22 protein-coding genes are annotated in these 24,814 nt (G+C 70.5%); 18 read left to right on the forward strand and 4 right to left on the reverse strand.

Features of this window, described 5'->3' with window-relative positions:
* Positions 1-3 precede the first annotated feature (3 nt).
* Positions 4-552, reverse strand: a complete 549-nt coding sequence (locus tag J2Z33_RS05825; RefSeq protein WP_209838851.1) for an NnrU family protein — start codon at positions 550-552, stop codon at positions 4-6.
* Positions 553-738: 186 nt separating this feature from the next.
* Here J2Z33_RS05825 and J2Z33_RS05830 point away from each other — a divergent pair, with 186 nt between their 5' ends.
* From J2Z33_RS05830 to lpdA, 13 genes are all read left to right on the forward strand, one after another.
* Entirely contained in the window at positions 739-1,044 is a 306-nt protein-coding gene (locus tag J2Z33_RS05830) for a hypothetical protein (RefSeq protein ID WP_209838853.1), read from the forward strand.
* Between the two features lie 123 nt (positions 1,045-1,167).
* A complete protein-coding gene (locus tag J2Z33_RS05835; protein WP_209838854.1) occupies positions 1,168-1,563 on the forward strand; it encodes a hypothetical protein in 396 nt (131 codons plus the stop codon).
* A gap of 87 nt (positions 1,564-1,650) precedes the next feature.
* Positions 1,651-2,616: a malate dehydrogenase gene (mdh, locus tag J2Z33_RS05840; RefSeq protein WP_209838856.1), complete on the forward strand. Its 966-nt coding sequence runs from the start codon at positions 1,651-1,653 to the stop codon at positions 2,614-2,616.
* A 389-nt stretch (positions 2,617-3,005) separates the two neighbouring features.
* On the forward strand, positions 3,006-4,193 hold the full coding sequence (locus J2Z33_RS05845; RefSeq protein WP_209838858.1) for a hypothetical protein: 1,188 nt from the start codon (positions 3,006-3,008) through the stop codon (positions 4,191-4,193).
* A 129-nt stretch (positions 4,194-4,322) separates the two neighbouring features.
* Positions 4,323-5,516, forward strand: a complete 1,194-nt coding sequence (sucC, locus tag J2Z33_RS05850; RefSeq protein WP_209838860.1) for an ADP-forming succinate--CoA ligase subunit beta — start codon at positions 4,323-4,325, stop codon at positions 5,514-5,516.
* Between the two features lies 1 nt (position 5,517).
* Complete coding sequence (locus tag J2Z33_RS05855; protein ID WP_209838862.1) at positions 5,518-5,946, forward strand: hypothetical protein; 429 nt, start codon at positions 5,518-5,520, stop codon at positions 5,944-5,946.
* Positions 5,947-5,964: 18 nt separating this feature from the next.
* On the forward strand, positions 5,965-6,846 hold the full coding sequence (gene sucD, locus J2Z33_RS05860; RefSeq protein WP_209838864.1) for a succinate--CoA ligase subunit alpha: 882 nt from the start codon (positions 5,965-5,967) through the stop codon (positions 6,844-6,846).
* A 157-nt stretch (positions 6,847-7,003) separates the two neighbouring features.
* A complete protein-coding gene (locus J2Z33_RS05865) occupies positions 7,004-9,943 on the forward strand; it encodes a 2-oxoglutarate dehydrogenase E1 component (RefSeq protein ID WP_209838866.1) in 2,940 nt (979 codons plus the stop codon).
* A 6-nt stretch (positions 9,944-9,949) separates the two neighbouring features.
* Positions 9,950-11,236, forward strand: coding sequence for a 2-oxoglutarate dehydrogenase complex dihydrolipoyllysine-residue succinyltransferase (gene odhB / locus J2Z33_RS05870; protein ID WP_209838868.1), 1,287 nt, complete (start codon positions 9,950-9,952; stop codon positions 11,234-11,236).
* Between the two features lie 4 nt (positions 11,237-11,240).
* Positions 11,241-11,819, forward strand: coding sequence for a hypothetical protein (locus J2Z33_RS05875; protein ID WP_209838870.1), 579 nt, complete (start codon positions 11,241-11,243; stop codon positions 11,817-11,819).
* Between the two features lie 3 nt (positions 11,820-11,822).
* Positions 11,823-12,068, forward strand: coding sequence for a hypothetical protein (locus tag J2Z33_RS05880; protein WP_209838872.1), 246 nt, complete (start codon positions 11,823-11,825; stop codon positions 12,066-12,068).
* A 16-nt stretch (positions 12,069-12,084) separates the two neighbouring features.
* Positions 12,085-12,477 carry an MAPEG family protein gene (locus J2Z33_RS05885; RefSeq protein ID WP_209838874.1) on the forward strand — a complete coding sequence of 131 codons (393 nt, stop codon included), beginning with the start codon at positions 12,085-12,087 and terminating at the stop codon, positions 12,475-12,477.
* A 15-nt stretch (positions 12,478-12,492) separates the two neighbouring features.
* Complete coding sequence (lpdA, locus tag J2Z33_RS05890) at positions 12,493-13,881, forward strand: dihydrolipoyl dehydrogenase (protein WP_209838876.1); 1,389 nt, start codon at positions 12,493-12,495, stop codon at positions 13,879-13,881.
* A gap of 732 nt (positions 13,882-14,613) precedes the next feature.
* Here lpdA and rpoD read toward each other — a convergent pair.
* From rpoD to J2Z33_RS05905, 3 genes are all read right to left on the reverse strand, one after another.
* Positions 14,614-16,599: an RNA polymerase sigma factor RpoD gene (rpoD, locus tag J2Z33_RS05895; protein ID WP_209838878.1), complete on the reverse strand. Its 1,986-nt coding sequence runs from the start codon at positions 16,597-16,599 to the stop codon at positions 14,614-14,616.
* A 132-nt stretch (positions 16,600-16,731) separates the two neighbouring features.
* Positions 16,732-18,744: a DNA primase gene (gene dnaG, locus J2Z33_RS05900; protein WP_209838880.1), complete on the reverse strand. Its 2,013-nt coding sequence runs from the start codon at positions 18,742-18,744 to the stop codon at positions 16,732-16,734.
* Between the two features lie 63 nt (positions 18,745-18,807).
* Positions 18,808-19,263: a nucleoside deaminase gene (locus J2Z33_RS05905; protein ID WP_209838882.1), complete on the reverse strand. Its 456-nt coding sequence runs from the start codon at positions 19,261-19,263 to the stop codon at positions 18,808-18,810.
* 75 nt (positions 19,264-19,338) lie between these two features.
* Here J2Z33_RS05905 and J2Z33_RS05910 point away from each other — a divergent pair, with 75 nt between their 5' ends.
* The 5 genes from J2Z33_RS05910 to J2Z33_RS05930 all read left to right on the forward strand — a co-directional run bounded on the left by J2Z33_RS05910 (position 19,339) and on the right by J2Z33_RS05930 (position 24,749).
* The gene (locus tag J2Z33_RS05910; RefSeq protein WP_209838884.1) at positions 19,339-21,285 is read left to right on the forward strand and encodes a pseudouridine synthase; all 1,947 of its coding nucleotides are present in this window, start codon (positions 19,339-19,341) and stop codon (positions 21,283-21,285) included.
* A 126-nt stretch (positions 21,286-21,411) separates the two neighbouring features.
* A complete protein-coding gene (locus tag J2Z33_RS05915; RefSeq protein WP_209838886.1) occupies positions 21,412-21,627 on the forward strand; it encodes a hypothetical protein in 216 nt (71 codons plus the stop codon).
* Positions 21,627-22,523 (forward strand): 5-bromo-4-chloroindolyl phosphate hydrolysis family protein, encoded by an 897-nt coding sequence (locus J2Z33_RS05920; protein WP_209838888.1) that lies wholly within the window; start codon positions 21,627-21,629, stop codon positions 22,521-22,523. Before J2Z33_RS05915 ends, J2Z33_RS05920 begins: the two co-directional genes overlap by 1 nt.
* A gap of 13 nt (positions 22,524-22,536) precedes the next feature.
* Entirely contained in the window at positions 22,537-23,733 is a 1,197-nt protein-coding gene (locus J2Z33_RS05925; RefSeq protein ID WP_209838890.1) for a toxic anion resistance protein, read from the forward strand.
* Positions 23,734-23,762: 29 nt separating this feature from the next.
* Positions 23,763-24,749, forward strand: coding sequence for a DUF2927 domain-containing protein (locus J2Z33_RS05930; RefSeq protein ID WP_342454136.1), 987 nt, complete (start codon positions 23,763-23,765; stop codon positions 24,747-24,749).
* Positions 24,750-24,814: the final 65 nt, after the last annotated feature.

Raw genomic sequence — 24,814 nt, forward strand, 5'->3', positions numbered from 1 at the left:
GTCTCATCCAAAGGGCCAGGGGCCGATCCAGCCGTGGATGTAGCCGACGACCGCGACCGCCACCAGCGTCAGCGCCACCGCCGTCACCTCCTTGCCCACCGGCGCGCGCGGCGGCGGCACCCAGAGCGGCGCGGCCCGGTTGATGAGGACGATCTCCCCCACCGCCCAGACCAGGAACCCGCCGAACAGCAGGATCGAGGCCCAGTCCCCGTTCGCCAGCAGATGCGCCACCGCCCAGAGGATCACCCCGGTCAGTTGCGGATGCCGCGTCACCCGCGCCCCCCAGACCCCCATCCCCGAGGCGATGAAGAAGTAGAAGCCCACCACCACCAGCAGGTTGTTGACGTGCCGGGCCCAGGGGCCGGGCGCCCAGGCCACCGGCGCGTCGTCCCAGGCCCCATAGCCCCGCGCCGCCAGCCAGATCCCGGCGACCGACAGCACGGCGACGATCCCCTTCCCCGGGTCGCCCAGCCGCGCCCGCGACCCCGGCCACAGCCGCTTCCACAGATGCGGCAAGGCGAAGGTCAGGAGGCCGAGGGGAAGCTGGATCATGGCGCGCTCCGGTTCATGCGGAAAACCTCGCCCCCTTCGCGTCGCGGTGCAACGATTCGCGCTCTCCCCGCGTTGCGAGAACAGCACCGCACGCCGCGTCAACCCCTTTCCACCCCACGCGGCACTTCCCCCGCGACGCACCCAACGCCCGTCCCGCGGGACGGCTCCTGATGGAAGGTGACGATCATGATCCGCACGACGACCACCGCCCTCGCGCTCGCCCTCATGGCCGGGGCCGCCGGGGCCGAGCCCGCGCAGCAATGCTCCGAGCACGACGCCATGGCCCGCCACCTCGCCGAGAACTGGGGCGAGAGCCGCAAGTCCGTCGCCCTCGACGCCGCCAGCTCCATGGTGGAGCTCTACGCCTCCGAGGAGACCGGCACCTGGACCCTGACCGTCACCAGCCCCGGCGGCCCCACCTGCATGATCGCCTCCGGCCATGCGTTCGAGATGACGCAGGACGAGCTTCCGGTCCTCGACGAGGGCGCGTGACCCCTTGACAAGCGGGCGGGAACCCGGCCGCCCGCCGCACGTTTCCCCTCCGAAGCGCCCCGGCCGCCAGCCGCGCCGGGGTCCACGCGGCGGCCACCGGGCCGCCCTGACGCGAGGGACAGCATGGACCATCCGATCCTCGGCGCGGCGGCCCTGGGCCTCGCCGCCTTCTCCTTCAATGGCCTCGACGGCGCGGAGCCCCCGCACGACGGCCCCGCCGCCCTGATCGGTCAGCCCCTCTACGCCAGCGACGAGGCGATCCCCCGCCACGGCCTCCCCCCGCGCGCCGAGGATCTCGCGCTCGACGCCCTGGGCGAGGTCTCGGGCCTCGTTCCCGGCCCCGACGGCGAGCCGCGCGCCCTCCTCGTCGCGGTGGGCGGCCTCTGGGGCCTGGGCTCGCGCGAGGTGGAGCTGGCCCTCGACCGCGTGCACAGCCTGCGCGCCGGTGACGGCGGCACCCGCCTCGTCGTGGACCTGAGCGGCGCCGCCACGGCCCCGGACCGACCCCGCGACCTTTAGCGCAATCATCCCGATCGCCGCCTTGCGCCCCCGGGACGGCTTGGCTAGGCCTTCGCGCGACCCTGATCCCGCGCGAAGGAACCCGCCATGGCCAGACCCAAGATCGCCCTCATCGGTGCCGGACAGATCGGCGGCACCCTCGCCCACCTCGCGGCGATCAAGGAGCTGGGGGACGTCATCCTCTTCGACATCGCCGAGGGCACGCCCCAGGGCAAGGCGCTCGACATCGCCCAAAGCGGCCCCTCCGCCCGCTTCGACGCCTCGCTCAAGGGCGCGAACAGCTACGAGGAGATCGCGGGCGCCGACGTCTGCATCGTCACCGCCGGCGTCCCCCGCAAGCCCGGCATGAGCCGCGACGACCTCCTCGGCATCAACCTCAAGGTCATGAAGTCGGTCGGCGAGGGCCTGAAGGCTCATGCGCCCAACGCCTTCGTCATCTGCATCACCAACCCGCTCGACGCGATGGTCTGGGCGCTGCGCGAGTTCTCGGGCCTGCCGCACCACATGGTCTGCGGCATGGCCGGCGTGCTCGACAGCGCCCGCTTCCGCCACTTCCTGTCCACCGAGTTCGGCGTGTCCATGAAGGACGTGACCGCCTTCGTGCTGGGCGGCCACGGCGACACCATGGTGCCGCTCGTCCGCTACTCGACCGTCGCCGGCATCCCGCTGCCCGATCTGGTGACGATGGGCTGGACCACGCAGGAGCGGCTTGATTCCATCGTCCAGCGCACCCGCGACGGCGGAGCCGAGATCGTGGGCCTCCTGAAAACGGGGTCCGCCTTCTACGCCCCCGCCCAGTCCGCCATCGAGATGGCCGAGGCCTACCTCAAGGACCAGAAGCGCGTCCTCCCCTGCGCCGCCCACGTCTCCGGCGCCTACGGCCTCGACGGGATGTATGTCGGCGTCCCCACCGTGATCGGCGCCGGCGGGATCGAGAAGGTCATCGAGATCTCCATGGACGACGCCGAGCAGGCGATGTTCCAGAAGTCCGTGGACGCCGTGAAGGGTCTCGTGGACGCCTGCAAGGGCATCGACGCCAGCCTCGCCGCCTGAACCGTGCCAGGGTCCAAGGTCATTCGCGAATGATCCTGGACCCCACACCGCCGGGTCGCCCTCTCGGCAGCACGCCAAACCCGTAGGGCCGGCTTCAGCCCTCCACGCGACCTCGACCAACCGGGGAGCCCTCCCCCGTCCTGCGACGATGGCGGGCTGAAGCCCGCCCGATGGCCTGCTCGCTGCGCCCCGTAGGGCGGGGTTCCACTCCACCATGCAAACCGGCCAGAGGCCGCCACCCTCTCAGCCAAGCCCGACACGGCGCCCCACGCCCCACCGGTCCAAGACACGTCTCCGCACGTTCCAGGTCCCCCGTCCCCTCCGGTTTTCCCGACTGGCCCCCGCCCGCGCACCCGCTACGCTCCCGGCCAACCCATCCCGGAGCCCCCATGCGCGCCCTCCTCGCCCCCCTCCTCCTCGCCGTCGCGACCACCGCCCAGGCCGACCTCTCCGACGACCTCGCCGCCCATGGCCTCCGCGCCACCGAATCCGCGCTTGCCGCCCTCCCCGCCCCCACACCCTCCGACCGCTTCGCCCTCGGCGGCGTCCGCTTCCTCGCGGGCCTCGAACGCGCCCTCCAGCTCCGCTACCGCGTCGGCCTCTCCGACGGCCTCGCCACCGCCACCGGCCTCCCCGTCCTCCGCCTGCCGCTCCCCGAGAACCCCCGCCCCGCCGCCTTCGAGCCGCCGATGATCGCCGACCTCTTCGCGGGCATCGGAACCGACATGGCCGGAGCCATCGACGCCCTCGCCCCCATCGCCGACACCGACGAGGTGGCCGTCGCCATCGACACCGCCGACCTCTGGTTCGACATCGACGCGGACGGCGCCCGCTCCCCCGGCGAGGGCCTGCCCGACCTCCTGGGCTGGGTCCTCACCGGCGGCTTTGGCGAGGCGACCCTCCCCGCCACGACGATCCGCTTCGACACCGCCGACGCCGCCTGGCTCTCCGCCTACGCGCATCTCCTCTCGGCCGTCTCCGAGGCCATCCTGTCGCTCGACCCGACCGCCGCCATCGCCCGCGTCCAGGCCGCCCGCGCCGCCATGGACGCTCTGGGCCGCCCCAAGGGCCAGGGCTGGGAGGCGATGGGCGGCGAATGGGCCGACCTCGCCGCGCTCTGGATCGGCACCATCGAGGGCCAGCCCGACCCCGCCCGCACCCGAAGCCTCCGCCAGCACCTCCTCGCCACCGTCGCCGACAACCGCCGCTTCTGGACCCTCGTCGCCCGCGAGACCGACGACGACCGCGAATGGATCCCCAACAAGGCCCAGACCTCCGCCACCGGCCTCCCCTTCCCGCCCGGCACCGGCCCCCGCTGGCTCGCCGTCCTGTCCGACGCCGAGCGGGTGCTGAACGGCGACCTCCTCATCCCCTTCTGGCGCGTGGGCCCCGGGGCCGGCCTCGACCTCGCCGCGCTGCTCGACGACCCCCCGAACCTCGACCTCGCCGGCCTGATCCAGGGCGCGACCCTCGTCCCCTACCTGCGCGAAGGGCCGGTCGCGACCGGCGACAGCCTCCGCCTCTTCGACGCGCTCCTCATGGGTGATTCGCCGCTCTACGCCGTCGTCCTCAACTGACCGCGATCACAGCCCGAAAGCGTGTGATCACAACGGTCGGTTTTTCGCGCGCGACCGTCATCTCGTTATGGTCCCGTTCATAACTCTGTGGTTGAAGGGCCGCGCGTCGATCAACACGGGACCCTGCCGATGAACATCCACGAATACCAGGCCAAGGAGCTTCTGCGCGCCGCCGGGGCCCCTGTCGGCGACGGCCGCGTGGTCCTCCGGGCCGAGGACGCCAAGACCGCCGCGGGCCAGATCGACGGCCCCGTGTGGGTGGTCAAGGCGCAGATCCACGCCGGCGGGCGCGGCAAGGGCCACTTCAAGGAATCCGACGCCGGCGAAAAGGGCGGCGTCCGCCTCGCCCGCTCGGTGGAGGAAGCCGAGATGGAGGCGCGCCGGATGCTCGGCCGCACCCTCGTCACCATCCAGACCGGCGAATCCGGCAAGCAGGTGAACCGCGTCTACATCGAGGACGGCGCCGACATCGCGCGCGAGCTCTACCTCGCCCTCCTCGTGGACCGCTCGACCTCCCGCATCAGCTTCGTCTGCTCGACGGAAGGCGGCATGGACATCGAGGAGGTGGCCCACTCCACCCCCGAGAAGATCCTGACCCTGACCATCGACCCCGCGACCGGCTACCAGCCCTTCCACGGCCGCCGCATCGCCTACGCGCTGGGCCTGACCGGCGCGCAGGTCAAGCAGTGCGTCGCGCTGATGGGCACGCTCTACAAGCTCTTCGCCTCCAAGGACATGGAGATGCTGGAGATCAACCCGCTCATCGTCACCAAGGCCGGGCAGCTCCACTGCCTCGACGCCAAGGTGGGCTTCGACAACAACGCCCTCTTCCGCCACCCCGACATCGCCGCGCTCGCCGACGACACCGAGGTGGACCCCAAGGAGCTGGCGGCCCAGAAATACGACCTCAACTACATCGCGCTCGACGGCGACATCGGCTGCATGGTGAACGGCGCCGGGCTGGCCATGGCGACGATGGACATCATCAAGCTCTACGGGGCCGAGCCCGCCAACTTCCTCGACGTGGGCGGCGGCGCCACCAAGGAAAAGGTGACCGAGGCCTTCAAGATCATCACCTCCGACCCGAACGTGAAGGGCATCCTGGTGAACATCTTCGGCGGCATCATGCGCTGCGACATCATCGCCGAGGGCATCCTCGCGGCGGTCAAGGAGGTCGGCCTCCAGGTCCCCCTCGTCGTGCGCCTCGAAGGCACGAACGTCGATCTCGGCAAGCAGATCATCCGCGACTCCGGCCTCAACGTGATCCCGGCGGACGATCTGTCGGACGCGGCGGAGAAGGTCGTGAAGGCGGTGCGGGGCTAGCATGGCCACAGCCTTCGAACTTCTTGCAGCACTCGGCAGTCTTGCAGAGATTATTTCTCTGGTGAATACGTCGGCCTCTTCGCTCTACATGGCGAGAGAGACAGGCCAGCCAATCGCGGCGGTTCACCCCAGCAAGATTGTCGATGCGGCTAGAAGAATGGGTCAAGCCCAAGCGGAGGCTTTCGCTCCTGCTATAGTCATTCTTGTTCCGGGTCCCGCCATTGATGCTCTAGCCGACAAAGCTAATGAACTCGAACTTGCAGCTGCCGCTGACATTAAGGCTGCCGGTCTCGACCCTCACAAACTTCGGCAAATTGCATCGGATCTAAGGCACAACTTCTGCCAAATCTTAAAAGCCATAATGGAGCTCAACAGCGGTGAGCTGCCGTCCCCACTTGATCGTAAGTGGGACCAGTTTCGCTGTTCCTAGAGGAAGTCGAGAGTACCAATGTCCATCCTCGTCAACCAATCCACCAAGGTCATCTGCCAGGGCTTCACCGGCTCGCAGGGCACCTTCCACTCCGAGCAGGCCATCGCCTACGGCACCCGCATGGTCGGCGGCGTGACCCCGGGCAAGGGCGGCACCGAACACCTCGGCCTCCCCGTCTTCGACTCGGTCCACGAGGCCGTGGAGAGGACCGGCGCCGACGCCTCCGTGATCTACGTCCCGCCGCCCTTCGCCGCCGACTCGATCCTCGAAGCCATCGACGCCGAGATCCCGCTGGTGGTCTGCATCACCGAGGGCATCCCCGTCCTCGACATGATGAAGGTCAAGCGCGCCCTCGCCGGCAGCAGGACCCGCCTCATCGGCCCCAACTGCCCCGGCGTCCTCACCCCCGGCGAATGCAAGATCGGCATCATGCCGGGCTCCATCTTCTCCAAGGGCTCGGTCGGCGTCGTCTCCCGCTCCGGGACACTCACCTACGAGGCGGTCAAGCAGACCTCCGACGTGGGCCTGGGCCAGTCCACCGCCGTCGGCATCGGCGGCGACCCGATCAAGGGGCTCGAACACCTCGACGTGCTCGAGATGTTCCTCGCCGACCCCGACACCCATTCGATCATCATGATCGGCGAGATCGGCGGCGCCGCCGAGGAGGACGCCGCCCAGTTCCTCGCCGACGAGAAGAAGCGCGGCCGCTGGAAGCCCACGGCGGGCTTCATCGCCGGCCGCACCGCCCCCAAGGGCCGCCGCATGGGCCACGCCGGGGCGATCGTCTCGGGCGGCAAGGGCGACGCCGAATCGAAGATCGAGGCCATGAAGGCCGCCGGCATCGTCGTCGCCGACAGCCCGGCGGGCCTGGGCGAGGCCGTGCTCAAGGCCATCGGCTGAGGAAACCAAGGGGGCGGGCCCCGGTCCGCCCCTGATTCGCACCCCGAAAAAGGGCGTTGCGCGAAACCGTGATGACCGTTCGTTCCTCTCACTCCACGTTAACGCCTTATCTCTAGTCTGACCCCCAACAGACACGCCGGCCCCGAGGGAGACCCCCATGACCGACCAACCGTCCAACGACCAGTTCCGGGCCTCGTCCTTCCTCCAGGGCGGGAACGCCGCCTACATCGAGGGGCTGCACGAAGCCTACGGCCGCGACCCCGCGTCCGTGGACCAGTCCTGGCGCGACTTCTTCGCCGCCCTCGCGGAACCCGCCGCGCCGTCCCCGTCCTGGGCGCGCGCCGACTGGCCGCCCCTGCCCAGCGACGACCTGACCGCCGCGCTGACGGGCCAGTGGCCCGCCGAGGCCAAGGCCGCCGGCGACAAGCTCAAGGCCAAGGCCGCCGAGAAGGGCGTGGCCCTTTCCGACGCGCAGGTGCGCCAGGCGGTGCTCGACTCGATCCGCGCCCTCATGCTGATCCGCGCCTACCGCATCCGCGGCCACCTCATCGCCGACCTCGACCCGCTGGGGATGCGCGACGCGACCCCGCACCCCGAGCTCGACCCCGCCTCCTACGGCTTCACGGCGGCCGACATGGGGCGCCCGATCTTCATCGACAACGTGCTGGGCCTCGAAGTCGCGACCATGTCGCAGATCCTCGACATCGTGCGGCGGACCTACTGCGGCACCTTCGCGCTCCAGTACATGCACATCTCCAACCCCGCCGAGGCCCAGTGGCTCAAGGAGCGGATCGAGGGCTACGGCAAGGAGATCAGCTTCACCCAGAACGGCCGCAAGGCGATCCTGAACAAGCTGGTGGAGGCCGAGGGCTTCGAGAAGTTCCTCCACGTGAAGTACACCGGCACCAAGCGGTTCGGCCTCGACGGCGGCGAGGCGGTGATCCCCGCGATGGAGCAGATCATCAAGCGCGGCGGCGCGCTGGGCGTCGAGGAGATCGTGATCGGGATGCCCCACCGGGGCCGCCTGAACATCCTCGCCACCGTCATGCAGAAGCCCTACCGGGCGATCTTCCACGAGTTCCAGGGCGGCTCCTACAAGCCCGACGACGTGGACGGCTCGGGCGACGTGAAGTATCACCTCGGCGCGTCCTCGGACCGGGAGTTCGACGGCAACAAGGTCCACCTGTCGCTGACCGCCAACCCCTCGCACCTCGAGGCGGTGAACCCCGTCGTGCTCGGCAAGGCGCGGGCCAAGCAGGACCAGCTCCACGACGCCGACCGCACCAGGGTCCTGTCGATCCTCCTGCACGGCGACGCGGCCTTCGCCGGCCAGGGCGTCGTGGCGGAATGCTTCGGCCTGTCGGGCCTGCGCGGCCACCGCACCGGCGGCACCATCCACATCGTGGTGAACAACCAGATCGGCTTCACCACCGCGCCGTCCTTCTCGCGGTCCAGCCCCTACCCGACCGACATCGCCCTGATGGTCGAGGCGCCGATCTTCCACGTCAACGGCGACGACCCCGAGGCCGTGGTCCACGCCGCCAAGGTCGCGACCGAGTTCCGGCAGCGGTTCCACAAGGACGTGGTCATCGACATCTTCTGCTACCGCCGCTTCGGCCACAACGAGGGCGACGAGCCCATGTTCACCAATCCGGCGATGTACAACCGGATCAAGAAGCAGAAGACGACGCTCACGCTCTACACGGAGCGGCTGGTGAAGGACGGCCTCATCCCCGAGGGCGAGGTCGAGGAGATGAAGGCCCAGTTCCAGGCCCGCCTGAACGAGGAGTTCGAGGCCGGCAAGCAGTTCCGCCCGAACAAGGCCGACTGGCTCGACGGCCGCTGGTCCCACATCGACCGGCAGAGCGACAAGGACTACGATCCGGGCGCGACGGCGATCACGCCCGAGACGCTGGCTCAGGTCGGCGCGGCGCTCACCACCGTCCCCGAGGGCTTCGCCATCCACAAGACCGTGGAGCGGCAGCTCGAATCCAAGCGACAGATGTTCGCGACCGGCCAGGGCTTCGACTGGGCCACGGGCGAGGCGCTGGCCTTCGGAAGCCTCCTCACCGAAGGCTACCCCGTCCGCCTCTCGGGCCAGGACTCGACGCGCGGCACCTTCAGCCAGCGCCACTCCGCCTTCATCAACCAGATGACCGAGGAGCGGCACTATCCCCTGAACGCCATCCGCGAGGGTCAGGCCCGCTACGAGGTCATCGACTCGATGCTCTCGGAATACGCGGTGCTGGGCTTCGAATACGGCTACTCGCTGAGCGAGCCCAACGCCCTGGTGATGTGGGAGGCGCAGTTCGGCGACTTCGCCAACGGCGCGCAGATCATGTTCGACCAGTTCATCAGCTCGGGCGAGTCGAAGTGGCTGCGGATGTCCGGCCTCGTCATGCTCCTGCCCCACGGCTTCGAGGGCCAGGGGCCCGAGCACTCCTCGGCGCGGCTGGAACGCTTCCTCCAGCTCTGCGGCCAGGACAACTGGATCGTCGCCAACTGCACGACGCCGGCGAACTACTTCCACATCCTGCGGCGGCAGATCCATCGCGGCTTCCGCAAGCCCCTGGTGCTGATGACGCCCAAGTCGCTCCTGCGCCACAAGCTCGCCGTCTCCGAGACCTCCGAGTTCACCACCGGCTCCTCCTTCCACCGCATCCTCTGGGACGACGCGCAGAAGGGGACGGCCGCCGTCCGGCTCAAGCCCGACGACGGGATCCGCCGCGTCGTGCTCTGCTCGGGCAAGGTCTATTACGACCTGCTGGAGGAGCGGGAGGCGCGCGGCCTCGATGACGTCTATCTCCTGCGGGTCGAGCAGTTCTACCCGTTCCCGGCCCACAGCCTCGTCAAGGAGCTGTCGCGCTTCAAGGACGCCGAGGTGATCTGGTGCCAGGAGGAGCCCAAGAACCAGGGCGCCTGGACCTTCATCGAGCCCAACATCGAATGGGTCCTGCAACGGATCGAGGCCCGCCACGCGCGCCCGCGCTACGTCGGCCGCGCCGCCTCGGCGAGCCCGGCGACGGGCCTCGCCTCCTCGCACAAGGCCCAGCAACAGGCGCTCGTGGACGAAGCGCTGACCATCGAAGGAAAGTAAGAGCAAATGGCCATCGAAGTCCGCGTCCCCGCGCTGGGCGAAAGCGTCACCGAGGCGACCGTCGCCACCTGGTTCAAGAAGCCCGGCGACACCGTCGCCGCCGACGAGATGCTCTGCGAGCTGGAGACCGACAAGGTGACGGTCGAGGTCCCCGCGCCCTCCGCCGGCACCCTGGGCGACATCGTCGCCGCCGAAGGCGCGACCGTCGGCCCCAACGCCCTCCTCGCGACGATCCGCGAGGGGGCCTCCGCCGCTCCCGCCAAGGCGCTCGAACCCGCAGGCGCCGGCGTCGCCACCGCGCCGCAGGACAGCCCCGCGACGCACCCGGCCCCCGTCGGCGCCCCCTCCGGCCCCGCCAACTACGGCCCCGAGCCCACGACCCCGGCCAGCACCCCCCGCGCCGGGGCCGAGGACGCCCCCTCGGCCAGGAAGCTGATGGCCGACAACGACCTCTCGCGCGAGCAGGTGCCCGGCACCGGCCGCGACGGCCGCGTGATGAAGGAGGACGTTCTCCGCGCCCTCGACGCGCCCAAGGCCCAACCGGCCCCCGCGCCCGTCCAGGCCCCGCGCGCGCCGACCCCGGCGGGCGACGTGGGCCGCGAGGAGCGGGTGAAGATGACCCGCCTGCGCGCCACCATCGCCCGCCGCCTCAAGGAGGCGCAGAACACGGCGGCGATGCTGACGACCTACAACGAAGCCGACATGTCGGCCATCATGGAGCTGCGGAACCAGTTCAAGGACCAGTTCGAGAAGAAGCACAAGGTCAAGCTCGGCTTCATGTCCTTCTTCGTGAAGGCCTGCGTCCACGCCCTCCAAGAGGTTCCCGAGGTCAACGCCGAGATCGACGGCGACGAGGTGGTCTACAAGCGCTACGTCCACATGGGCGTCGCCGTGGGCACCCCCACCGGCCTCGTCGTCCCCGTGGTCCGCGACGCCGACCAGAGGTCCTTCGCCGGCATCGAGAAGGAGATCGCCGAGCTCGGCGCCCGCGCCCGCGACGGCAAGCTGTCGATGGCCGACATGCAGGGCGGCTCGTTCACCATCTCGAACGGCGGCGTCTACGGGTCGCTGATGTCCTCGCCGATCCTCAACCCGCCGCAGTCCGGCATCCTGGGGATGCACAAGATCCAGGACCGCCCCGTGGTGGTCGGCGGCCAGATCGTCATCCGCCCGATGATGTACCTTGCCCTCAGCTACGACCACCGCATCGTGGACGGCAAAGGCGCGGTGACCTTCCTCGTCCGCGTCAAAGAAGCGCTCGAGGATCCGCGCCGGCTGCTGATGGATCTTTGAAGAAATGGAGATTCCATCGAGGTGGCCTCGGCTTTTGTCGGCCATAGGAATTGGAGCACTAACACTCATCCTGTTCCTGATCGCAGCGATTTCGACGCCGTGGGGCCTCGACCTTGCTGGAGTGAGTCCCAATGGAGTCACCGGCGCTGCATTGCTGGTTGCTCAATTTTTGGCAGGAGACGCTACGAGCACTGCTTTCCTCCTTAGCCTCGCTTTCCTGACCTTTATGTCATACGCCTTGGGTGAGGCCTTGCTTGCAAGTGCATCTAAATTGGTTTGCAGCCCCCTTTGGGACAAACGCGCAGACAGACATTCGCAAATTGCGCGTTCTAACAGTTCTTATCTAGTCGAGTATGCTGTTGATCAGATTAACCGAGCAGAGCTGCTTGCAGGCTTCGGCCTACTTTCAGCAACGTTTGGCGCGATCTTTGCAGTTGTTTCCGTGGTTAATGGCTCTCTTCCAGCAACTATTGTAGCGACAGTTGTCGGCCTTAGCGGATTTTGGTCATTCCGCAGTTATTCTAGGGATTTCATTGAGTCCTTAGATGAGGTTCTTGGCAAGCTACACCCTTCGGAGACTTGATAGATGCTCCAGCTCCTTTGCCAGCTCGACACCAACGACTTCCCCGGCTGGAAGTGCGACTTCGACGCCGAGGCCACCGAACGCATGGAGGCGGGGCTCACCCTCCTCCAGATGTGGCGCGACGCCGATTCCCGCTCGCGCGTGCTGATGCTGTTCGAGGTGAACGACCGCGCCCGCGCGCAAGCCTGGCTCCGCAAGGAGCAGGGCTTCGGCGGCCCCATGACCGCCACCTTCCTCCAGTTCGCCTGACCCAAGGGGGACAGCCATGACCGCCGAGCTCATCGCCCTCGTCGTCGCCGCCTTCATCCAGTTCCTGCACATCGGGGTGTCCGGCTATTTCATGAACGCGACGCCCGAGGGTCGGGCCTGGAACCAGTCCCCCCGCGACATCCCCCGCGACCCCGGCCTCAAAGGGGGCCGGGCGCAGCGCGCCGCCGAGAACCACGTCACCGCCCTCCTCCTCTTCGCGACAGCCGTCCTCACGCTCGCCGTCACCGACCAGTTCACCGGCTGGACGGCGGTCCTCGCCTGGGTCTTCGTCCTGGCCCGGCTCCTCTACATCCCCGCCTACGTCCAGGGCTGGTCGCCGGCGCGATCGGGCATCTGGGCCGTGGGCGCCCTGGCGACGGCGCTCCTGCTCCTCGCCGCCCTGTTCTGACTTTCGGAGACTACCATGGCCACCTACGACCTCATCGTGATCGGCGCAGGCCCCGGCGGCTACGTCTGCGCGATCCGCGCGGCGCAACTGGGCCTCAAGGTCGGCGTGGCCGAGGGGCGCGCAACGCTGGGCGGCGCCTGCCTGAACGTCGGCTGCATCCCCTCCAAGGCCCTCCTCCACGCCACGCACGAGCTGCACGAGGCCAACCACAACTTCGCGCGCATGGGCCTGATGGTGGACCCGCCCAAGGTCGATTGGGCCCGGATGCTGGGCTACAAGGACGAGGTCATCGCCTCCAACACCGGCGGGATCGAGTTCCTGTTCAAGAAGAACAAGATCGACTGGATCAAGGGCTTCGCCTCCATCCCCGCCCCCGGCCAGGTCAAGGTCGGCGATGAGACGCACGAGGCCCGCGCCATCGTCATCGCCTCGGGCTCGCAGTCCTCGACCCTCCCCGGCGTCACCATCGACGAGGAGGTGGTCGTCACCTCCACCGGCGCGCTCGCCCTCCCGTCGATCCCCGCGACGATGGTCGTCATCGGCGCCGGCGTCATCGGGCTGGAGATGGGCTCGGTCTACGCCCGCCTCGGGACCAAGGTGACGGTCGTCGAATACCTCGACGCCATCACCCCCGGCATGGACGCCGAGGTGTCCAAGCAGTTCCAGCGCCTCCTCCAGAAGCAGGGCCTCCAGTTCGTCCTCGGCACCGCCGTGCAGGGGGTGGAGCGGACGGACACGGGCGCGACCGTCATCCACAAGTCGCGCAAGGATGGCCGTGAGGCCCGCCTCGACGCCGACGTGGTCCTCGTCGCCACGGGCCGCAAGCCCTACGTGGACGGTCTCGGCCTCGACGCGCTCGGCGTCCAGATGACCCCGCGCGGCCAGATCGCCACCGACGCCCGCTTCGCGACCTCCGTCCCGGGCATCTACGCCATCGGCGACGTGCGCGAGGGCCCGATGCTCGCCCACAAGGCCGAGGACGAGGGCACGGCGGTCGCCGAGATCCTCGCCGGCCAGCACGGCCACGTGAACTACGGCGTGATCCCGAGCGTGATCTACACCACGCCCGAGGTCGCCTCCGTCGGCCTCACCGAGGAGCAGCTCAAGGCCGAAGGCCGCGCCTACAAGGTGGGCAAGTTCCCCTTCCTGGGCAACGCCCGCGCCAAGGCCGTCTTCCAGGGCGAGGGCTTCGTCAAGATCCTGGCCGACGCCACGACCGACCGCATCCTCGGCGCGCACCTGATCGGCCCGATGGCGGGCGACCTGATCCACGAGGTCGCCGTCGCCATGGAGTTCGGCGCCGCGGCCGAGGACCTCGCCCGCACCTGCCACGCCCACCCGACCTTCAGCGAGGCGGTGCGCGAGGCCGCGCTGGCCTGCGGCGACGGCGCGATCCACGCCTGAGGAGAGGTCCCCCTGGCCCTGCGCCGGGGGCCTCGCCACACTCGGGGCGCAGGACCACGCGCGGCTTCGCGCCTCACTCTCCCGACGCCTCCCGCGCCCAGCGCCCGAACGACCCCTGATTCGCCCCGCGCGCATCCATTCGACGCAACACCCTCCGCGTCAGAACCTTCAATCTTCCAACGCTTTGCAACTTGTCCGGACCGCGCAACACCCACCGCGCGGTCTGTTTACCTTGCATCAATCCGCCTGTGCGATCCTCCTCCACGACCGAAGCGCGACTCGCGCCCCTCGGCCCCCGGTTGGCGCGTCGGACGGCCCGCGCCGCCCCGGGGACGACCCTCGACCGTGTCCGCCTCCGTGGCCCGCCTCCTCCCCTGGCAAGGGAGGGGATGGGGTCCTCCCCCGGAGATGGCTGTTTATCGAGCGCGGCCCTGGACCCCCGCGCGGCAAGGGACGGAGCCCCGACGCGGCCGGCCAGAGGGCCGGAGCTAGGGGGAAAGGCCTCCAACGGGCGACGCCCGCGACGCGACCCGAACCGCCCCGGCGGACGGTCCCCGTGCGCGCAGTCGATCCCCGACCCATGGCATCGGACTTCGGACGCATGCCCCAAGCGGCCGTTCAAAGCCCCCGCCCCTGCGACAGGTCGATGGCGCGGCCACCGCTCCGCTCCCGTCCCTTCGACCGGCGCAAGGTCCCAAACGAAAAAGGCGCCCCTCGGGGCGCCCTCTCGTCTCACTGATCCAGGAAGCTCCGCAGCTTCCGGCTCCGCGACGGATGCTTCAGCTTCCGCAGCGCCTTGGCCTCGATCTGCCGGATCCGCTCGCGCGTCACGCTGAACTGCTGGCCCACCTCCTCCAGGGTGTGGTCCGTGTTCATCCCGATGCCGAACCGCATCCGCAGCACCCGCTCCTCGCGCGGCGTCAGCGACGCCAGCACCCGCGTCGTCGTCTCCTTCAGGTTCTCCTGAATGGCCGAGTCCAGAGGCAGGATCGCGTTCTTGTCCTCGATGAAGTCGCCGAGCTGCGAGTCCTCCTCGTCCCCGATGGGCGTCTCCAAGGAGATCGGCTCCTTGGCGATCTTCATCACCTTGCGGACCTTCTCCAGCGGCATCTGGAGCTTCTCGGCCAGTTCCTCGGGCGTCGGCTCGCGGCCGATCTCGTGGAGCATCTGGCGGCCCGTGCGGACCAGCTTGTTGATCGTCTCGATCATGTGGACCGGGATGCGGATGGTCCGGGCCTGATCGGCGATGCTCCGCGTGATCGCCTGCCGGATCCACCACGTCGCGTAAGTGCTGAACTTGTAGCCCCGCCGATACTCGAACTTGTCCACGGCCTTCATCAGGCCGATGTTGCCTTCCTGAATGAGATCAAGGAACTGCAATCCGCGGTTCGTGTACTTCTTGGCGATGGAGATGACGAGCCGGAGGTTCGCCTCCACCATCTCCTTCTTGGCCTGCCGGGCCTCCTTCTCGCCCTTCTGGACCTGCTGGACGATGCGGCGGAACTCGCTGATGTCCACGCCGACATACTGGCCGACCTGGGCCATCTCGCCGCGCAGCTCCTCGATCTTCTCGCGCGACCGCTCCAGCAGCATCGCCCAGCCCCGGCCCGCCTTCTGGCCCATCCGGTCCAGCCAGGCGGGGTCGAGCTCGCTCCCCCGGTATTCGTCGATGAACTCGCGCCGGTTGATGCGGGCCTGGTCGGCCAGCTTCACCATCGCCGAATCGATGGTCATGATCCGCTTGTTGATGCCGTAGAGCTGGTCGATCAGCGCGTCGATGCGGTTCGTGTGCAGGTGAAGCGAGTTCACCATCGCCACGATCTCGGACCGCAGCTTCTGGTAGGTCTCCTCGTCGAGCTTCGAGAACGACCCGTCCTCGTTCAGCGTCGCCGACATGCGGGCGTCCTGCATGTCCGACAGCATCCCGAAGTCGCGGGCGATGGACTCCAGGGTCTCCAGCACGCGCGGCTTCAGCGCCGCCTCCATGGCCGCGAGGCTCATGCTCGACTGGTCGTCGTCGTCCTCGTCGTCCTCGCGGGCGATCTCGTTGCCGTCGGCGTCGAACTCCGGCCCCGAGGAGGCAGGACGCGGCCCGGCCGACACGCCGTCGGCCTCGACCAGCGGCTCCAGCCCCGCATCGTCGCCAAGCTGGTTGCCGAAGGTCGCCTCCAGGTCGATGACGTCGCGCAGCAGGATGTCCTCGGACAGCAGCTCGTCGCGCCAGATGGTGATCGCCTGGAACGTCAGCGGGCTCTCGCAGAGCCCGGCGATCATCGTGTTCCGGCCCGCCTCGATCCGCTTGGCAATGGCGATCTCGCCCTCGCGCGACAGAAGCTCCACCGAGCCCATCTCGCGCAGGTACATCCGCACCGGATCGTCGGTGCGGTCGAGCTTCTCGGCCTCGCCGCCCGCCAGCGCCACGTCGCGGTTGCCGCCCACCACGGCCACCTCGCGGGACCGCGAATCCTCCTCGACCTCCTCGGATTCCTCGTTCTCGGTGACCTGGATGCCCATCTCCGAGAGCATGGACATCACGTCCTCGATCTGGTCCGAGGAGACCTGATCGGGCGGCAGCACCGAGTTGAGCTGGTCGTAGGTGATGTAGCCCCGCTCGCGCGCCTCCGCGATCATCTTCTTGACCGCGGCCTGGCTCATGTCGAGCGAGATGTCCCCGTCGTCGGAGTCGTCCTTCTGGTGGTCGTCGCTGTCCTTGGCCATGGGGCGCTCCCTCGTCGGGGGTGATTCGGGTGATTCGGGCATTCCGCGAATCAACCGACCTCTCGGGTGATTCGCAACCGGCATATAGTGATTCTTCAAAGTCCCGCCACTTGCGTCGGCGACACTGATTCGTCAAGCGCGCCCGCCGCGCCCGCCCCGGCTGAAGTCGATGCCGGAGAAGACCTGGGCGGATCGTTCCTTCTCGTCCTTGTCCAGCGACAGCCCGTTGGGGGCGACGACGACCTCCCGCGTGTCCTCGGCCTCCTTGCGGCGGGTGGCGTCCACCTCGGCCGCCGCCTGGCCCAGGCGCCGCGTCAGCCATTCGTCGGCCTGCCCGCCGGTGATGTCGTCCTCGCCCTCGCGCACCGCGTCGATATAGCCTCGCCGCGCCGCCAGCTTCGCCAGCGCCTCGGCAAGGTCGAGGCGCGCGGCCTCGGTCTCGCCCGGGGGTCGGATGGCGAGGATGTGGGCGGCGCGGAGCAGGCTTTCAACCCCGTCCCCCCCGATCTCGCGCGCCAGCGCCGCGCGCAGGTCCGGCGCGCCCGCGTGCCGCAGCAGCCCGTCGCGCAGCGCGGCATGGCCAGGATCGGGGCAGTCCATCCCCTCGATGTCCTGGGCGAAGTCGGGGATCAGCGCCGGCGTCACCAGCAGGATCGCGAAGACGTTGCGCCGCAGCTCGTCGTCGGGCGACGCGCCCGGCGCCCCGGCCAGCAGCACGTCCCACAGGATGTTCCGCACCCCGTCGCCCGCCGCCGCCAGCGGCGAGGCCTTCGCCGAGGGCGTGGCCACGACCGGCCCCATCCGCCCCCGCGCGTCGCGCCCGTCCCGTCCCAGGCGCCGCTCATACGGCCGGAACGGCCGCGCGGCCTGCCCCCACAGCTCCTGCCGGAGCCGCTTGATCTCCTCGCCGTAATGCCCCCGGATCGACGGGTCGCGGATCGTGGCGATCGCCGCCCGCAGCGCCTTGTCCAGCGCCGCCTTCCGCTCCGGGCTGTCGAAGACCTTGCCCTCGGTCTCCCTCTGCCACAGCAGCCGCACCATCGGCTGCGCCGCGTCCAGCACCGCCTGCATCGCCGCCGCGCCCTTGGCCTTGATGAGCTCGTCCGGGTCCTGCCCCCCCGGCAGCAGCGCGAAGCGCAGCCCCTTCCCCGCCTCCAGCCTCGGCAGCGCCAGGTCGATCACCCGCATCGCCGCCCGCACCCCCGCCGCGTCGCCGTCCAGCGCCAGCACCGGCTCGTCCGCGATCCGCCACAGGAGGCCGAGCTGATCCTCGGTGATCGCCGTGCCCAGCGGCGCGACCACGCCCTTGAACCCCGCCTCCACCAGCGCGATCACGTCCATGTAGCCCTCGGCCACGATGAGCTGGGCGCCCTTCCCCGCCGCCTCCCGCGCCGGGCCATGGTTGAACAGGTTGCGCCCCTTGTCGAACAGAGGCGTCTGCGGCGAATTGAGATACTTGGCCCGCGCGTTCGGATCGAGCGACCGCCCCCCGAGCGCGATGGCCCGCCCCCGCGCGTCGCGGATCGGAAAGATGATGCGCCCCCAGAAGCGGTCATAGGTCCCGCCCTGCCCCTCGCCGGTCAGCCCGGCCTCCAGCAGCAGGTCGTCCGTCACGCCCTTGGCCTTGAGCGCCTTCGCCATCCCATGCCGGTCGTCCCCGGCCCAGCCGATCTCCCACCGCTTCTGCGCCGACTCCGACAGCCCCCGCCGGGCGAGATAGGCCCGAGCGCCGTCCGCCCCCTTGGTCCCCAGTTGCAGCCGGTAATGCTGCACCGCCATCTCCATGACCTCGGCCAGCCGCGTGTTGCGCGACACCTTCTCGGCCGCGCGGGGGTCCTGCGCCGGCATCGGCATCCCCGCCTCGCGCGCCAGGATCTCCACCGCCTCGATGAAGGACACGTTCTCGGTCCTCGTCACGAACGAGATGGCGTCGCCCTTCTCGTGGCAGCCGAAGCAGTAATAGAAGCCTTTCCGGTCATCGACGTGGAAGCTGGCCGACTTCTCCTGGTGGAACGGGCACGGCGCCCAGAAGTCGCCCTTGGCCTGGTTCGACTTGCGCGCGTCCCATAGGACCTTGCGCCCCACCACGCGGGCGAGCGGCAGGCGGTTCCGAAGCTCTTCGAGGAATCCAGGGGGCAGGCTCATGGCAGGCGAATCCCTTCGCACAAGGATTCCCGATCCCGCAAGCGAAGGCGAGTCCGCGTTCGATCAAATCCCGCGAAGGCTGGCGAAGAAGCCGCGCAGCAGCGCCCCCGCCTCTCCGGCCCCGATCCCTTCATAGACCTCGGGCGCGTGATGCGCCTGCGGATGCGAGAACACGCGCGGCCCGTGCAGCACGCCCCCCGACTTCGGGTCCTCCGCCCCGAAATACAGCCGCCCGATCCGCGCGAAGCCGATGGCGGCGGCGCACATCGGGCACGGCTCCAGCGTCACCCAGAGCGAATGGCCGACCAGCCGTTCCGACCCCGCCGCCGCGCAGGCCGCCCGGATCGCCAGCATCTCGGCGTGGGCCGTCGGGTCGCGCAACTCCCGCGTCCGGTTCCCCGCCATGGCGACCACCCGCCCGTCCGGCGCCACCACGACGGCCCCCACCGGCACCTCGCCGCGCCCTCCCGCCGCCCGCGCCTCGGCCAGCGCCGCCCCCATGTGGCTCGTGAACGTCATGGCGCTTCGTCGCAGCCCCCCTATCTACCCAAGGCTCCTCTGGCGTGGAGGAGCCATAACCGTTATGGGCGCCCGATGAGCACAGATGACAAGACCCCCGACGGCGCCCCGGGCGAAGGCGAGCGCATTGCCAAGGTCCTTTCCCGCGCGGGGGTGGCCTCCCGCCGCGACGTGGAGAAGCTGATCCTCGAAGGCCGCGTGACCCTGAACGGCGAAATCGTCGCCACGCCCGCCCTCAACATCACCGGGACCGACGGCATCGCCGTGGACGGCATCCCCGTAGCCGAGGCCGAGGCGACGCGCCTCTGGCTCTACCACAAGCCCGCCGGCCTCGTGACCACCGAATCCGACGAGGAAGGCCGTCCGACGGTCTTCGAAGATCTTCCCGACGACATGCCGCGCGTGATGTCGGTGGGCCGCCTCGACATCACCTCCGAGGGGCTCCTGCTCCTCACCAACGACGGCGAGATCAAGCGCCGGCTGGAGCTGCCCTCGACCGGCTGGAGCCGCCGCTACCGCGTCCGCATCCACGGCACGCCCACGAACGCCGACCTGGATCCGCTGCGCCGGGGCGTCACCGTGGACGACATGGAGTATCAGCCCATGGAGGTCGAGATCGACCGCCAGCAGGGCTCGAACGCCTGGCTCACCCTCACGCTCCGCGAGGGCAAGAACCGCGAGATCCGCCGCGTGATGGAGCATCTGGGCTACACCGTGAACCGGCTCATCCGCGTCAGCTACGGCCCGTTCCAGTTGGGCGACCTGCCCATCGGCGACGTGGAGGAGGTCCGGCCCAAGATCGTCCGCGACCAGCTCGGCCTGGGCAAGCCCGCGCCCGCCGCCCGCAAGAAGCCCGAGCCCGACGCGATGCCCGTCCGCGACGACGCGCCCGAGGATCGCCCCGCGCGCGACCGCCTCGCCCCTCGCCGCCCCGAGGGCGCGACGGTCAAGCGCGAGATCCGGTCCAGCGTCAAGGCGCGCGGCGAGGACGCCCGCCCGGCCCGTCCGGCGCGCAAGCCCTCGGCCCCCAGCGCCTTCGCCAAGGCCCGCACCTGGATGCGGAGCGACGACGCTCCCCGCCCGGCGCGGGACGAGGAACGCCCGCGCCGGGACGAGGGCGACCGTCCCCGCGCCCCTGGCTACAAGAGCCACGGCCGACCGCCCCGCGAGGGCGAGGACCGGCCCCGCCGCGCCGAGGGCTTCCGCAGCCATCGCGACAATGACCGCCCCCCCCGCGAGGGCGACGCCGACCGTCCCCGCCGGGACTTCGGCGACAAGCCGCGCCGCGATTTCGGCGACCGGCCCCCGCGCCCCGAAGGCGACCGCCCGCGCCGCTTCGACAACGACCGGCCCCCGCGCCGCGACGGCGACGACCGCCCGCCCCGCCGCTTCGACAACGAACGGCCTCCGCGCCGGAACGGCGATGACCGGCCTCCGCGTCGCTTCGACAACGACCGCCCGCCCCGGCGCGACGGCGACGACGCCCGCCCGGCCCGGCGCTTCGACAACGACCGGCCACCGCGCGCCGATGGCGACCGCCCGCGCCGCGACTTCGGGGACAAGCCCCGCCGCGACTTCGCCGACCGGCCGCAGCGCACCGACGGCGACCGGCCGCCGCGCCCCTACAAGCCGCGCTTCCCCCGCGAGGGCGGCGACGACGCCCGCCCGCCCCGGACCTTCAAGCCGCGCGAGGGTGGCGGCGAGGATCGGGGGGCGCGTCCCTACAAGCCGCGCGTCCCGCGCGAGGGGGGCGACGACCGCCGCCCGGCCCGGGACGGCGACCGTCCGGCGCGGCCCTACAAGCCCCGCGAGGGCGGGGACGACCGCCGCCCCGCGCGCGACGGCGACCGCCCGGCCCGCTTCGGCGCCAGGCCCGACTCGAAACCCGGGGCCAAGTTCGGCGGCGGCGACCGGCGCGGCTTCGCGCCCCGTCCGGAGGGCGACCGCCCGCAGCGCGGCGGCCCGGCGCGCGAGGGCGGATTCAAGCCCCGCTCCGGCGGCCCCAAGCCCCGCAAGGGCTGACGGCCTCCCGATCCGGCCCGTCCGGATCGGGTCGGGTCGTTGAACGGGACGCGCCGCTGTCTACATACCTCCTGCCGCCCCCGATCGATCGCTTGTGATCGGGGGCCGGCTCGGGGATGATGGGGCATGGCGCGGCTGATCCTTCTTCTGATGCTGTTCGCGGCCCTGGCCCTCGCCATCGCGGCCGCCGCGACGGCGTTCCGGGCGCTCGCCGCCCCGGCACCCGCCCCGATGACCCCCATCAGGGAGGACCGGATGCCCAAGGCCGTCCGCACCACCGCCTATGTCCTGCTGCTCCTGCTGCTCGCCGGCCTGACGAGCGGCTGGCTGGGGCCCGTCTGATGGCCCGACGCTTCGGCGGCCGCTACAGCCCCGGCGCGAAGGCCGAAGGCCCGCAGGCCGAGGCGCTGCGCGAGGCGCAGGCCCGCTCGCGCCGCGTGGACGCCGCCGGCGCGCGCGCGAACCTCCTGTTCGTGCCGCCCGCCCTCGCCGCCTTCACCGGCCTCTTCGGCGGGCCCGAGGTGCTGGTCCTCAGCCTCGGCGCGGCGGCGGTCCTGGCCCTCGGCGCCTGGCTCCTGCGCGAAGGGTTGCGCGCCCAGGCCGCCTACGACGCCCGCCCCGCCGCCCGCCGGCCCATCCTGCCGCGCAAGATGCTGGCCGCCGTCCTCGCCGGCGGGGGCGCGCTGCTCGCCGCGCTCGCGGGCGGGACCGACCTCGGCGGCGGCCTCCTCTACGCGCTGGCCGCCGGGGGTCTCCACCTCGCCGCCTTCGGCCTCGACCCCCTGCGCGACAAGCGGGTGGAGGGCATCGACAGCTTCCAGCAGGACCGCGTCGCCCGCGTGGTCGAGGAGGCAGAGGCCCACCTCGCCACCATCCGCGACCGCATCGGCGCCCTGGGCGACCGCGCGCTCGCCACCCGCGTCGCGGGCTTCGAGGCGCTGGCCCGCCGCATGATCGCCACCGTCGAGGAGGACCCGCGCGACCTGACCTCCGCGCGCAAGTATCTGGTCGTCTACCTCCTCGGCGCGCGCGACGCGACGATCCGCTTCGCCGACCTCTACGCCCGCACCCGCGACGCCCGGGCCCGCGCCGACTACGAGGCGCTCCTGGGCGACCTGGAGGCCAACTTCGCCCAGCGCACCACCCAGCTTCTCGAGGGAGGGCGCGAATCCATGGACCTGGAGATCAAGGTCCTCCGCGACCGCCTCGCCCGCGAGGGCGTCACGACCGAACAGTAAGGGGAGCACCGCGATGTCCGACACCACCCGCAAGGCGGCCGAGGCGACCCTCGCCGAGGTCGAGAAGGTCACCTCCGCCATCCTGCCCGAGCCCGCTCCGGCCTCGGCCGTGACGCCACTGGCGCAGGCCAGCCCCCAGGCCGGCGAGGAGATCCGCCGCCGCATGGCCGAGCTGGACATCTCCAACACCGGCTCCATCGTCTCCTTCGGCTCCAAGGCCCAGGGCGAGCTCCAGCAGATCAGCCAGTCGATGCTCCAGGGCGTCCGCAACAAGGACGTGGGCCCGGCCGGCAACGCGCTCCGCGACATGGTCTCGGCGATCCGGGGCTTCTCCACCGAGGAGCTGGACGTGCGCCGCGAGCGGTCCTTCTGGGAGAAGATCACCGGCCGCGCCGCCCCCATCGCCAAGTTCGCCGCCCGCTTCGAGGAGGTGCAGGGCCAGATCGACAAGATCACCGACGACCTCCTCCGCCACGAGCACCAGCTCCTCAAGGACATCGAGGCGCTGGACCAGCTCTACGACAAGACCCTCGCCTTCTACGACGAACTCGCGCTCTACATCGCCGCCGGCGAGGCCAAGCTGCAGGAGCTGGACTCCACGACCATCCCCGCCAAGGAGCGCGAGGTCCAGGCCGCCCCCGAGGAGCAGGCCGTCATGGAGGCGCAGGAGCTGCGCGACCTCCGCTCCGCCCGCGACGACCTCGAACGCCGCGTCCACGACCTCAAGCTGACGCGGCAGGTCACCATGCAGTCGCTCCCCTCCATCCGCCTCGTGCAGGAGAACGACAAGAGCCTCGTCACCAAGATCAACTCGACCCTCGTCAACACCGTCCCCCTCTGGGAGCAGCAGCTCGCCCAGGCGATCACCCTGCAACGCTCCTCCGAGGCGGCGGGCGCGGTGCGCGAGGCCAACGACCTGACCAACGACCTCCTCACCCGCAACGCCGAGAACCTGCGGACCGCCAACAAGGCCATCCGCACCGAGCTGGAGCGCGGCGTCTTCGACATCGAGGCGGTGCAGGCCGCCAACGCCAACCTGATCGCCACCATCGACGAATCGCTCCAGATCGCCGACCAGGGCAAGGCCCGCCGCGCCGCGGCGGAACAGGAGCTGGAACGCATGGAGCAGGAGTTGAAGGCGACGCTCGCCTCTGCCAAAGCCCGTGGCACGGGCGGAGGCGAGTCGGTGGGCCGCCCCCCCCGGCGCTGAGACCCGAGCAGCCCGAAGGGGGACGATCCGTGAGCCTTCGCCGCACCCTGTCCGTCGCGCTCGCGGGGCTGCTGGCGCTGTCCGCCTGCGAGAGGCCCGAGGAACCCGAGCCGCCCGCCCGTCCCCCCGCCGTGCGCCCCGCCGCGCCGCCCCCCGCCCCGGAGCCCAAGGCCGCCCCGCCCGAGCCCGCCACCCCGCGCCCGCCCTCGCTCGAAAGCCTGGAACTGGCACGCTACTACGAGCGCCTCCAGGAGGACCTGCTCGCCCAGGGCCTCCTGCGCGGCGACGCCGGCGGCCCCGACACGCCCTTCACCGACACGATGCTGGCGCGGAACTTCATCGCCATCGCGCTCTTCGACGAATACGTGCAGGGCGCCGACACCGCCGCGCCCGACCCGCGCCAGGCCATGCTGCGCCGCTGGGACCGGCCGATCCGGATGCAGATGGTCTTCGGCCCCTCCGTCGCCGCCGACCAGGCGGTCAAGGACCGCGCCAGCGTCGCCGCCTACGCCGCGCGCCTGTCCCGCCTCACCGGCGTCCCCATCGAGCAGGTGGACAAGGACGCCAACTTCCACGTCGCCGTCCTGAGCGAGGACGACCGCCGCGACTTCGGGGCCCAGCTTCGGGACATGGTGCCCGGCATCGCCGACTCCTCGGTCCGCGCCTTCGTCAACCTGCCGCGCTCCACGCTCTGCCTCGTCATCGCCTTCGGCACCGGCGAGGGGTCGGGCTACAGCCAGGCCGTGGCCCTCATCCGGGCCGAGCACCCGGACCTCCTCCGCACCGCCTGCATCCACGAGGAGCTGGCGCAGGGCATGGGCCTCGCCAACGACAGCCCCAAGGCCCGCCCGTCGATCTTCAACGACGACGAGGAGTTCGGCCTCCTCACCCGCCACGACGAGCTGCTGCTCAGGATGCTCTACGACCCGCGCCTCCGCACCGGCATGACGCTGGAGGAGGCCGAGCCCGTCGTGCGGCCCCTCGCCGCCGAGATGATGGGCGGCGGCCCCGTCTGAGGAAACCTCCCGTGGCGCGGGGACCGGGGCGGGCCTATATTCCCGCCATCGGCCGAGGCCCCACG

Origin of the sequence: Rubellimicrobium aerolatum (genome assembly GCF_017872975.1) — a bacterium.
Taxonomy (GTDB): Bacteria; Pseudomonadota; Alphaproteobacteria; order Rhodobacterales; family Rhodobacteraceae; genus Rubellimicrobium; species Rubellimicrobium aerolatum.